At 63.2% G+C, this 12,616-nt stretch carries 4 protein-coding genes; 1 reads left to right on the forward strand and 3 read right to left on the reverse strand.

Translation table 11 applies throughout. From position 1 onward, the window contains the following. Positions 1-26: 26 nt before the first annotated feature. The gene (locus tag WKV53_RS11215; protein ID WP_341404677.1) at positions 27-593 is read left to right on the forward strand and encodes a ribonuclease H-like domain-containing protein; all 567 of its coding nucleotides are present in this window, start codon (positions 27-29) and stop codon (positions 591-593) included. Between the two features lie 334 nt (positions 594-927). On the opposite strand, the gene WKV53_RS11220 is transcribed toward WKV53_RS11215, so the two are convergent. The 3 genes from WKV53_RS11220 to WKV53_RS11230 form a co-directional block, all read right to left on the reverse strand. Continuing rightward, positions 928-5,697, reverse strand: a complete 4,770-nt coding sequence (locus tag WKV53_RS11220) for a beta strand repeat-containing protein (protein ID WP_341404678.1) — start codon at positions 5,695-5,697, stop codon at positions 928-930. A gap of 779 nt (positions 5,698-6,476) precedes the next feature. Next, a complete protein-coding gene (locus WKV53_RS11225) occupies positions 6,477-7,976 on the reverse strand; it encodes a tryptophan 7-halogenase (protein WP_341404679.1) in 1,500 nt (499 codons plus the stop codon). A gap of 268 nt (positions 7,977-8,244) precedes the next feature. Further along, a partial coding sequence (locus tag WKV53_RS11230) for a beta strand repeat-containing protein (RefSeq protein WP_341404680.1) occupies positions 8,245-12,616 on the reverse strand: 4,372 nt, incomplete at its 5' end.

Below are 12,616 nucleotides of genomic sequence, written 5' to 3' on the forward strand. Positions count from 1 at the left end.
CGTGGCACGCCGCCTAGGCTGCGCCCGTGTCCGGCAAGAACATCGTCTACTTCGACCTCGAAACGCAGCGCAGCTTTGGCGACGTCGGCGGCTCCGCCCACAAGGACAAGATGGGGATTTCCGTCGCCGTGACCTACAGCACCGCCCGCGGCGGCTACCGGATCTACGGCGAGCACGACATCAATGAACTCGTGGATGAGCTGGTCCGCGCCGACCTCGTCGTCGGCTGGAATCACGTCGAGTTCGATTACCCGGTATTGCAGGGCTACACCATCTACGACCTGCCGGCGCAGACGGTGAACCTGGACATGATGCTCGCACTGCAGGAGACGCTCGGCTTCCGCATGAAGCTCGATGCCGCGGCCTCCGCCTCACTCGGCACCGGCAAATCCGCCGACGGCCTCGACGCGCTGAAGTGGTGGCAGGAGCACAAGAAAACCGGCAGCCTGGAGCCGCTGATGAAAATCGCCGAGTACTGCGCCTTTGACGTGAAGGTGACCAAGTGCGTGCACGAATACGCGCTCGCGAACGGCCACATCAAATACCACGACCGTGGCGGCCATCTTCAAGAGGCGGTCGTGGCTTGGACGTGAGGCTCGTCGAGCCCCGTTCTTTTTTCCGCTTTTCCGGTATGCTTAGGAGACCGGAAAAACGGAAAACTCGCCCCTCCGGAAGGAACGCAGCCCTTCCCCTGCGCAGGAAAATCAACCGTGCAGGCCGAGCAAGCCAAGCACGCCCCACACCGCCCAGCTGAAGAAGGCGACGAGGCAGAGGATGAAGATCTTCACGGTGACGTCGATCTGCTTGGTCGAATACATGGCGGGCGGGTTCTAGGACGGGAACCCCCGGGTGCCAAGGCCGAAAAAGCCCCGGCCGCACGAAGGCGACCGGGGCTGTGAATCCAGAAACCCAATGGAATCGGGCTGATCAGGGAGCGTCCTGAACCGTGACGGACAGGAAGCCGCGGTTGCCGCGAGCCGGGATCGCACCATTCAGGCGGAAGGTGCGGTAGGTCCAGGCAGCGCTGCTGAGGGCAGGCATGCCGGCCGCGCTGACCGGAATCTCGGTGACGACCTGATCGAAGGTCGCCACGTTGTTCGATCCCCGGATGATGTAGAGCACGTCATCCGCAGCGACCGTGGCATCCGCGCCGGGGCCCGGAACGTTGTCGAAGACTGCACCGGCACGGACCGGCAGGGTGATGACAAGCGCATTCTGGCCGCCGACGTTTTCAACCCGCGAGCGGATCTTGCCGGTGTTGACGCCGCTGGCCGGATTGCCGTCGAGCGCGAACTCCTCGATGTTGGTCAGGCCATCACCGTCCGGATCAGCACCTGCTGCTGCGTTCGGACCCGTGAGGGTCGGGAAGTTCGACATCCACGAACTGAACGGCGAACCTGCCGGCGGAACGATGGTGATGCTGGTGGCATTGTAGGTCACCGAGACACCGGCCGGGACGGAGGCGAACGGTCCGGTGACCGAGCCCGCGGTGGCGATGGTGTAAGGTGCCGAAGCAGCGGAGCCGTTGACATTCACCTGCAGGGCCACACCGGTCACGTTCAGGTTACCGGTGGTGCTGAGGCGGCCGCTCTTCACGGCCTGGCTATCGTCGACATTCACCACGAAGGCGGAGCCTGCATTGAAGGTGACGCCCGCATTCGCAGAGAGAATGCCGGTGGTGGCACCTGGTGCGAGGGCCGCACCATTCTGCACCACGACCGGACCCGCGATGGTGCCGGAGCCGCCGAGCGCGCCAGCGGAAACGGTGGTGGTTCCGGTGTAGGTATTGACCCCATTGAGGCGGAGCGTGCCGGTGCCGGACTTGGTCAGGCCACCGCCAGTGGTAGTGCCTGCAAGAAGCGGCTGGGCGACGTTGATGTTCTGGCCGTTGGAGTCGATCTTGGCTCCGCCGTTCTCGACGAAGGCATTGTCGAGACCGGTCATGAAGTCGGCCGTGGCTCCGGCGTTCGCCTTGAGCACACCACCGGCGAAGTTGAAGGTAGCCGTGCCGGCACCGCCGAAGATGCGCTTCGCGGTAAGCGTGCCACCGTTCAGGTTCACCGTGCCGGTTCCTGCAGCGTCATTGCCGAGGATCACGCCATTGGCGCTGGCCGAGGTGGCGACTGCGCCACCGTTGATGTTCAGGGTGCCGGTGCCGGCAAGACCCACGAACAGGTTCTGCGCGGCGGCTCCGGTTTGATCGAAGGTCGCCGTGCCGGAAACGGTCAGCGTTCCCACCTTGTTGGCATTTCGGCCGACGAACACGGTGCCGCCAGCCGAGAGAGCGGCGGTATCCTGCACCGTCACGCTGGCAGGCACATCGCCAGCCTCATTGACGGAAAGGTCATCGGTGGTGTTGAAGTTGCCGTCTTCCTTCACGAGCAGGCTGCCGCCGCCATTGAAGCCGACGGAAACGAACGAGTTCACCTGCGCCGTGGCGGTGCCCGCGACGGTCACCACGCCGGTGGATCCCGCACCCGGGCCGATCAGCATGCGACCACCGGAGGTGAAGGTGGAGCCGCCCTGGACATTCAGGTTGCCGTGCGAACCAGCGCCGCCGGCCACTTCGGAATTCCCGGTGCCCATGGTGGAGGTGCCGCTCATGGTCACTGTGCCGGTGGTGCCGTTCTTGCCGATGAAGACCGGACCAGCCGAGGTCACAAGCGCGCTGTTTTCCAGGACCAGGCTGCCATTGGCAGTGGCGGTGTCACCGACGTTGAAGTCGCCGCCGTCGGTCACGAGGCTGCCGCTATCGCGGACGGTCACGGTGGAGACGGCGTTGTTGCTGTTGGCGATCGAGAGCCAGCCAGTGGCACTCTTGTGGAGCTGTGCCGAGTTCTGGATCAGGACGCTCGAGGTGGAACCCACGCCGAAGCCGGTTTGGAAACGGTTCACGTTCATCACGGTGTTGCCGCTGAGCGTGAGCGCCGTGTTAGAGGCATCCGGAACGGCGATCTGGGTGTTACCCACGACGTTCACCGTCTGGCCGGTGCCATTGAGCGTAAGTCCACCACCATCGATGACGAGGGACGCCGGGGTCGCATCCTGCGGGCCATTGGCCAGCGAGTTGACGCCGGGATTGCTCAGGGTGAGCACGCCCGCGCCGGAGAGGCGGAGCTTGCCATTGGTCGCGGTGACCGGGCCGCTCATCGTGACGTTGCTCGCGAGGACGAGTTCGCTCGAGGTCGTGGCGCTCGGCACGGCATTGACTTGGAAGCCGCGGTCGATGCTCACGGCTGGACCCGTGTAGTTCAGGGTGCCACCGGCGAGCACGAGCGTGCCCTTGCCGAGCGGGCCGGCAGCGGCGGCATTCGTCAAGAGACCGACCGAAACCGTTCCTTCCTCAATGGTCGTCGGACCTGTGAAGTCATTGAGCAAGGTGTTTGGGATCGTGAGCCCAGCGATGCCGCGCTTGGTCAGGCCAGCGGTGCCGCTGATCTTGCCGTTGCCGGTGAGGGTGAAGTCAAAGATGTCGTGGTCGAAGGTCGTGCCGCTGCCGCCGGGAGAAACGGTGGAATTCAGCGCGATATCGTAGTCGGCGGGGACGTTCAGGAAGGTGGTGACGTCCTCGAAGATCGCCGGGTCACCGTTCGCAAAGTTCGTCGTGGCACCGCCGAAGCCATTGGTCCAGTTCAGCGTGGAGGTATCCCAGACACCGGAGTTGCCAACGGCCCAGTGCGGGGCATTCACGCGGGTGATATTCAGCGAAATGACCGAGCCGCTATCCGCAATCGGCGTGGTCGGATTCAGCGAGACACCATCGGGAAGGGTGCCCACCACGAAAGTGCCGGCACCGGTCTTGGAGGTGTAGGAAACGATCGGGAACGAACCGATCGCCGGTTCGGTATCGACCAGATTGATCGCCGTAGTGCCGGTGCGCGAGAGCGCGCCATTCACCTTCAGTGGAGCTACGGTGGGATTGCCCGCACCTGCTGCCGCCGTGATGGAGAGCGTGGAATTGGCCAAGGTGAGGCCGGAGGTCTGAAGCACGCCGGTATTGACCGACTGCACCACTCCGAGAGTCGTGCCCGCTGCCGCGCTGAGTGCGCCGCCGCCGGTCGAGTCGGTGGTGAAGCTCAGGGTACCGCCGGTCACGGTGGAAGCACCGCTGAAGGTATTGGCACCGGTGAAAGCGAGGCTGCCAGCACCGCTCTTGGTCACGCCGCCCACGCCGGACATCGGCATCGGGGCGGTCAGGGCGAAGCCATTGGTGTCCACCTTCATGCCGCCGCTGGCGACATTGAGGGTGTCCGTCAGGCGGGTGAACTCGGCGTTGTTGCCAGATGCGATGATCTGGGTGCCGTTGAAGTTGATGGTGCCGTTGCCGGTATTGGCGCCGCTGCCGTCTTCAGCGCTGCCGGAGAAGCGGTTGGTGCGGACCGTGCCGCCATCGAGATTCAGCACGCCAAGTGCGGCACGCGGTGCCACGGAAATGGTTCCCGAGCGGTATTCCGCGGTGCCATTGATCGTGAGCGAAGCGGAGGTCGCTCCGGCCTGCTCACCGATCCAAGTGAGGCCATTCTGGATGTCCACAAGGCCACCGCTCTGAGTCATCGTGCCGGGGCCGCTGGCACCGACGATGAAGTTGCCGCCGCCGGTCTTGGTGATCGTGCCACCGGTCATGGTGAGATCACCCGTGCCACCGCCGCGGCCGATCGCGACCCAGCTGTTCACGTTGATGGTGCCGGCGTTGAGAACGATCTGGCCGTTGGCACCGGTGCCTTGGCCGGCCCACAATTCACCGTTGGAATTCAGGACGGCGGTAGCGCCATTGACGGTCAGCTTGCCCTTGCCAGCGCCAACAAAGCCAGCGTCGTTGTTGTCGTTTTCAGGTGCCATCCCGCCCACCGAAATACGGCGGCTGGCGGTGAACGTCCCGCCGGTCAGGTTCAGCTCGGGAGTGGTCGCATTCGCAAGGTTGTTCACGCCCACGGCGAAGAAGGCATTGCCACCCGTGGCCCCTTGGGCGTAAGCGCCGCCGGAGACGTTGATCTTGCCGGTGGAGTTGCCGAGGCCGATGTAGCCACGGTCTCCGTTGTTGGTCCAAGTGCCGCCGGTGATGTTGACGGTGCCATTGCCGCCGTCGGCCGCTTCACGCTTGCCGATGAAGGACCAACCGCCGGTCGCGAGGGAGCCGGAATTGAGGTTCAGTGTGCCGGTACCGCCGCTGGAGCCGACGCCTACGTCGGATGCCGTGCTCAGGGTGCCGGTGGTATTGATCGTGGCGACGCCAGTGCCGCCGCCCGCGTTTTGGCTGCCACCGAGCCAAAGGCGGCCGTTGGTCGCGTAGTTACCGGAGCCGGTGAGGTTGAAGGTGCCGTTGCCGCCTTCCACGCCGATGTAGGTCCAGGCGTTGGCATTGATCTGACCGGCCGACTGGTCCAGCCGACCGGTCGTCCCGGCCCCCATGGCGAGGATGACGTCAGTAGGATTGAAAAGGAGATTCGAAGTCACCACCGGGAAGTTCGGGGTGATCGTGTTGACGTTGGCATTGGCGCCGTTGGGAACACCGGCGGGGGTCCAGTTGTTCGGCTCGTTCCAATTGGAACTCACGGAGCCATTCCATTGCTGAGCGTGCGCGGCAGAGAGGCCCAGCGCGGTGGCGCCAGCGATCATCCCTGCAAACCAACGGACATTGTGAGACGCGGTAGCGGACAAGGATGCCCGGGTCGTCAGGTTACGAATTGGTTGAGTCATGGGTCTGGATTTCGGGTCGGGTACGGATGGGATGGTCTCACCGTCGGATCGCCGGGAAGCAGCGGCAATCGGGCGGGGGGACCTAGCTGCCACTGGGTCGGTGGAAGCGTTTGATCTGTGGATTTCGGATTCACCCTGTTTGAAATGTGTTTGGCATTTCAAATGGACAGGGCGGGCGAAACTCGGGCTGAAGTCTCGTTTTGCAAGCAGGACTTTTGAAATTCCTGGCATCAATACTGTCACCTAATCTGCACGATCCGTTTGAATCACCTCGTCAAACATTACAAACCGGCGGGGATTGCCTGATTTGGAATCATTTCGAGAAGTTCACGGCCGGGGTTCAACGGTCATGCGGCTCTTACGTAAATTGTTAGATTCGCGAGCGAATAGGGGGTGTTTCCAAATGCCGGACCGGGCCTTTGAAGGCAGCCCGGCATGGGGCTCGTAGTCGACAAACCACAAGTGCAAGCCATCAGCGCAGAGGTATAACAGGGGTCTCCTTGGATTTGGTTTTCGGATGGGGCCGGGCCGAGCGGAGCAAGCCTGCGGTTCAACCAAGTCGCCGGGAGGCGGAACGGTCTGCGAATTGGAGGTCGCTGGCTTTAAGGCGATCACTCCTCTCTCTAAGCAGCGCACGCTTCAGCCGCGTGGCGAATTTGCAAGGGGAGTTAGAATGCCATCCCTCCGCGCCACCTTCGCCACGCCGCCCACCATCTCCCGACAAAAAAGCCATCAGGCGAGACCGCCTGATGGCTGTGGATCAATCCGTCACGGACCGGTCACGCCGGCTTTTCGGCGTTCCATTGCCAGCCGGGATGGCGGACGTAGTAGAGCGCTTCCTTCACGTCGATGCCGTGCTTCGCCTTGTTGTGGTTCGCCTGCAGGTGGGCGTTCCAGATCGCCTTCTCTTGCTCGGTGGCGGCGTGGCGTTTGCGATAAGGCGCGCGGTTGCCGACGAGCATCACGAAGTAACCTTCGATGCCGAAGTCATTCTGGCTGGAGCCCATGCGATAGCGGCAGAAGCCGGTGGGACCATTCTCCTCGTAGAACTCTAACAGGGCACCGATTCCGGAGATGTCCGTGTCCGCGCGGCAGTGCTTCCAGAAGGGTGTGTCGAGCGCGGTATTCAGCTTGTAGTGCAGGCCGAGGAAGTCGCGGATATCTCCCCAACCCTGGGCCACCAGCTCATTGTAGAGATCGCGCATGGAGGGGGTAGGATCGAGTTCCGAGTGAAGCAGGAAATCGACGAAGGTCTGGCAATGCGAGCAGACGATCATGAGCGCGGTGGCTTCAAGCGGCTCAACGAAGCCACCTGAATTGCCGACGGCGATGACGTTGTCCACCCACAGCCGCTTGTAGGAACCGCTGCGGAATTTCACGACGCGCGGGGCTTCGGGCACCTTCGGGTTCTTGCGCTTGAACTCGGCGGCCGCTTCATCATCGGAAATGAACTGGGATGAGTAGACATAGCCACGGTTGACGTGGAACTCGTGCTCGATCTGCCAGCTCCAGCCGGCGTCCATCTGCTCGGCAGTGGTGTAGGGAAGGATCGGCTCATCCGGGCCGCGTTCCCAACCGCCCACGACGGCACGATCGCAGAAGAGCGTCTTGTCGAAATTATTGAAGGGCTCTTCGAGCACCTTGCCTAACAGCTCACTGCGGAAGCCGCTGGCATCAATGAAGAGGTCTGCTTCCAGCCTTTGCCCATCTTCAAGATGGACGGCCGTGATGCCCTGCGGCCCGCGGTCGGCACCGACCACGCGGCCATCGGTGAACTCGACTCCGACTTCACGGGCGACGACCTCGAGGATCTCGACGAACTTGGCATTCTCGATGTGGAAGGCGTGCCACGCCTGGATGTCCGGCGCACCGCTCGGCTGGCGCTCGAAGGCCTTGCCCTGCCGCATCAATGCGGAGGTGATATCGACCGACGAGAACTCGTCGTCGCAGTAGAAGCCATTCGGCCGCGGCAAGTCGGACCAATGCGCATCCAGCTGCGGCGCGAAGGTGTAGTCGAAACGCCCGCGCTCACCCCATAGGAAGCGGATGCCCAGCTTCCATGTCGGCTCGGCGAGATCATAGAAGTGTTTCCGCGAGATGCCGAGATAGTCGAAGATATGTCGCGGGAAATTCGGGGTGGTCCCCTCGCCCACCCCGATCACGCCGATGTCGGGGCTGCGGACGACCCGCACATTGAGCTGCGGGATTTTCTTCTTGAGAGAAAGGGCGGCAATCAGGCCAGCGCTGCCGGCCCCGAGGACGAGTACGTTCTTGATCATTCGAAGGAGGGTTTTCTAACGGAAGAGAGAATAGTGAATGAGTTCGTTCCTGCCAATAGGCGATGCGTCATTCGAGGTCATAGTTCGTAGGTTTACCCACCACGACAAAAGCCTGTAGTGAAAAGCCCTACCACAGGATGGTGATTTTCTCCAATCCCTCATCCATCAGAAGCCGCGCCAGCTCCGCGCGCGGATGATCGGATGATAGTACATGGAAAGCCCCGGCCGCGCGAAGCGGACGGGGCTTCAATGATTCCCCGGGGATGTCTCAGGGCGTGACGCTGACGCGCATGTAGCCACGGGTCGGGTTACCATTCGACCCGCTCAGGCTGAACGTGCGGTACTCGTAGCCGCTCGGTGCCGCTGGCAGGCCCGCGGTAACGGGAGTCACCGGGACCGCAGCCGTGGTGTAGCCGGTCAGGTTCGTGCTGCCCTGGATGGTGTAAGTGTAGCCGTCCTGCGTTGCCGTCGGCGACGGGCTGCCGGTGAAGGCCGGCGCGCCACTGCGAACCGCAATGGTCAGCAGCAACTCCTTGGTCGTGTCCCCATCGGCACTGCTGTCCGCAATGATCTGATAGACCTTGGGGCCGTTGGTGCCGCTGTTAGGGGTGCCGCCGAGCGCGAACTCGACTGCATTGGTGGAGCCGTCGCCGTCCGGATCATCGCCCGGATCACGATCGGCCAGCGGGATCGACGGGAAGCCGGCCATCCACGTGTCGTACGGGTTGGCAACGGCACCGGTGACCTGGATGGTTCCGGAGCCGGTGATGTAGCCACCGGGCGTGGCGGAGGTGTAGTTGCCAATCGGCTGGTTCACTCCATTGAGAACCAGGCTGGCAACTTGATCCACCGCACCATGGGTCAGGTTCAGGACTGCTCCCGACGCGATCGAGACGGTGCCGGTATTCGAGAGATAGGCGGACGATACCGAAAGCGTGCCGGCACTGATGGTGGTATTTCCGGCATACGTGTTGATCCCGGAGAGCGTCAGGGTTCCGGCGCCTTGCTTCGTCAGCGAACCCGGACCCACGAGCACCTGGGAGATGGTGATGGCCTGGTTATTGGTATCGATGAAGGCGCCGCCTGCATCCACGGACACTAGGTCATGACTGTTCATGTAGTTCGAGTTCGCTCCGGTATGGGCCTTCAGGAGGCCGCCATTGAAGTGGAACTCGGTGTAGTTCGCGGCGTTGAAATTCCGCTGTACCACGCTCTTGGCAATGATGGTGCCGCCGGTGTTGAGATACGCGACGGAATGGCTGGTGCCTGCACCTTCCGCACTGAGATGGAGACCTTCACCGTCGATGTTGAGAAGGCCGGTGCCGCCCACGGTCAAGGTGCCGGTGCCGTTTTCCCCGACGATGAATCCAGGCGTGGTGCCGGTCAGGTTCACCGTGCCGCCGGTGATATTGAAGATGCCGGTGGCCCCGTTGTAGCGACCGATGGTGACATAGGTAGCGCAAGTGAGCGTGCCACCCGTGACGTTCACGGTGCCAGTGGTGCCGGTATTCTTCCCGACGAAGGTGGTGCCGGTCGCGGAGACCGTGGCATTGTCCTGGATGTTCAGCGTGCCATTGGAAGTGCCGACGTCCGCAATGTTGAAGTCAGCATTGACCGTGGAGAGGCTCGCGTTGTTCTTCACCGTCATGACGGCGGTGCCGTCATTTCCGACCGAGAACCAGCCGCCGGTGTGAGTCATGCTCGAGGTATCCTGGAGCGTGAAGTTGCAGACGGCGGTGTTGTTGAGCGCCATCTGGATCCGGTTGGTGGCGGTGTAGACCGAATTCCCCGCCAGGGTCATGTTGGTCGTCGAGTTCTGCTTCTCGGCGAGCAGGGTCATGCCCGTGGTGGTCCAGTTGGTATTCGTCAGCGTGACCGTCTGGTCGCTGTCATTGGTGGCCAATGCATTGTCGAAGCCGGTGCTGAAGGCTCCCACGCGGACGGTGGACCCGGTGGCGGAGAGGGTGCTCAGGACACCGGTATCCCCGTTGCCACGGCCCACGGCGATGAAGTTGCCAACCGTCAGGTTGCTGTTCTGAATCACCAGATTCGCCGGAACATTCGGAAGGGAACCCACATAGAGCTCTCCGGGAATGGAGATCGTCTGGCCGGGGCCGGGGAACGCGAGGGTGCCTCCCTCGACCTGGCTGACCAGACCCGTGCCGCCGAGGGTGATCGAGGCACCGCTGAGGGTCAGCGTGCCGGCGCCGGTCTTGATGAGGCTGCCGTCAGCCGTGCCGGCCACCGTGCCGGAGAAGGTCACGTTATTGGCATTCGAGAACCCGCTGTCCGCACCGCTGAGGGTGAAGCCGCGGTTGATGACCACATTGCCGCCGGTGTAGGCGAGCGTGCCGCCATTCAAAACCAGCTTGTCCGGTGAGGCGGAAGCCGCACCGATGGAGCTGGCGACGCCGCCATTGCTCAGGACTCCCACGGTGGTGGTGCCGCCGGACAGCGTGGTGACGCCGGTGTAGTCATTCCCCGTCAGGCCGATGGTGAGCGAGGAGGTGCCGGCCTTCGTCAATCCGCCGGACCCGCTGATCTTGCCCGTGCCGTTGAGAGTGTAGTTAAGCGTGTCGCTGTCGAACGTCACCAGGCCAGGCGTCACGGTGCTATTCAAGGTCAGCGCGGGAGTGAGGACGGCCGGATCATCATCGAACTCCACCGGCAGCGGATTCGCGTAGGCCAGGGGATTGGTCGTGATCTTGTCGATCCAGTTGACGGTGGTGGTGTCCCAGTTGCCATTCACGGTCCCCCGCCACAGCGGGAAGTTGATGGCGGTGACGTTCAGCGAGACCAAGCCAGCGGTCTGCACCAGATTCGCCGTCACGCCGAGGGGCAGGCTGCCCAGAACAAAGCTGCCGCCGCCGGTGATCGAACCGGTGTAGCTGACCAGCGGGAACTGTCCGAGTTCCGGATTGGGATCCGCGACATTGATGGTGACCGGGCCGCCGGTCAGGGCGAGGGCGGTGCTGACATTCAGCGCGGGATTGGAGGGATTACCGAAGGAATCCGCGACGCCGATCTCGAGCGCAGCTCCGGAGGCCAAGCTGACGTTCGGAACCGAGAAGCTCGAGAAGTTCCCGGCCTGGTTGATTCGCAAGGTGGCTCCATTTGCCACGGTGAAGTTCCCCGTGGTGCCGGTATCCGAAGCGACAGCCAGCTTGCCACCGCTCACGGTGTGGGCGCCGGTGTAGGTATTCGAGCCACTGAGGGTAAGGGTGCCAGCGCCGGTTTTGACCACGCCACCCGCGCCATCGAGCGCTTGGGAACTGCTCACACTGAATCCGGCGGTGTCCACCTTCAAGCCGCCGGCACCGATGGAGGCCGTGATGAAGGCCTCGATGAAGCCGTCACTATTGCCGGTGGCGATGATCTGGGAGCCGTTGAAATTGACGTGGCTGTCGCCCGAGCCGCCCAACAGAGCACTGGTTTTCACAGTGCCGCCGTTCAGATTGATCGTCCCGGTGGTGCCGGTCTCAACCGCCGCCATGAAACGCGGGCTACGCCACTCGGCGGTCCCGGAAATATTCAGGGTGCCGGTGCCGCCGTTACGGTTGCCGACCCAGGTGATGCCGCGGTCGGCGACCGCGGACGAGTTCACGATGACCAAGCCGCCGCTCATGTTCATGAGGCCCGAGCCAGTGTCGCCGACGATGAAGTTGGTATCGCCGTTCTTGGTCCACGTGCCGCCGGTCATCGTCACCGTACCGGTGCCGCCAGCGCCGGCGTTCGCATCTTCCTTGCGGCCGACGGAGACCCAGTTGTTGTTGGTGATGGAACCGTTGCTGAAGTTCAGCGTGCCGGTGGCTCCCGTGTTGTTACCCACCCAGAATCCACCGTTCACGGTGAGATTGGTGCCGCCTAGATTCACGGTGCCGTTCGAGGTGGTGGCAGTGGCGGTGACGAAATCCTGACCAATGCGGAAGTCGCCTGCGGCGGTGAAGGTGCCGCCATTCAGGTTCGCCGTGCCGGTGCCGCCGTCAGTGGCGGAGGTAAGGCCGCCGCCGATATCGACAGCCGTGGCGGCACCGCTCTTCGTCACCGTGCCACCGGACATGCTGAAGGTACCGGTGGAGCCCGTGCCGTTGCCGATCTCAAACTCGTTGACCACCGTGAGCGTGCCGGAGTCCATCTTCACCGTGCCCGTGCCGCCAAGGGTGCCGAGCAGGAGTTGGCTGCCGACCGCAAGCGTGCCGGTGGTGTTGATATTGACCGTTCCGGTGCCAGCTCCGATCGGACCACCGACATACACGTGCCGTGGCACGGTCAGGGTGCCGGAGCCCTGCGCGAAGCCCGTGAGCGTTCCGCCGGCGCCTCCGGTGTTGGCCAGGTTATAGGTGCCATTGCCTCCACCCGTGCGGCCCAGGGTAATATCGCCATCGGTGGCAAGGGTGGCAGTGCCCGCGCGGTGATCGATCCGGCCCGCCGCCGTATTGCCGATCAGCATGCTGGTCGGGATCGGGCTGATGTTCGCGGTGATGGTCGCGATGTTCGGCGGTGCCGCGGCAGTCGTGACGACGCCGGAGCCACCGGTGGAGCCGTTCCAGTTCGCGAAGTTGTTCCAGTCGGTGCTGACCGTGCCGGTCCAGTTCGCGGCAAGCGCGGAACTCGAACCGAGAATGGTGGTGCCGGCGAGC

The sequence above is a fragment of the Luteolibacter sp. Y139 genome, from assembly GCF_038066715.1.
In the GTDB taxonomy this organism is placed as follows: Bacteria; Verrucomicrobiota; Verrucomicrobiia; order Verrucomicrobiales; family Akkermansiaceae; genus Haloferula; species Haloferula soli.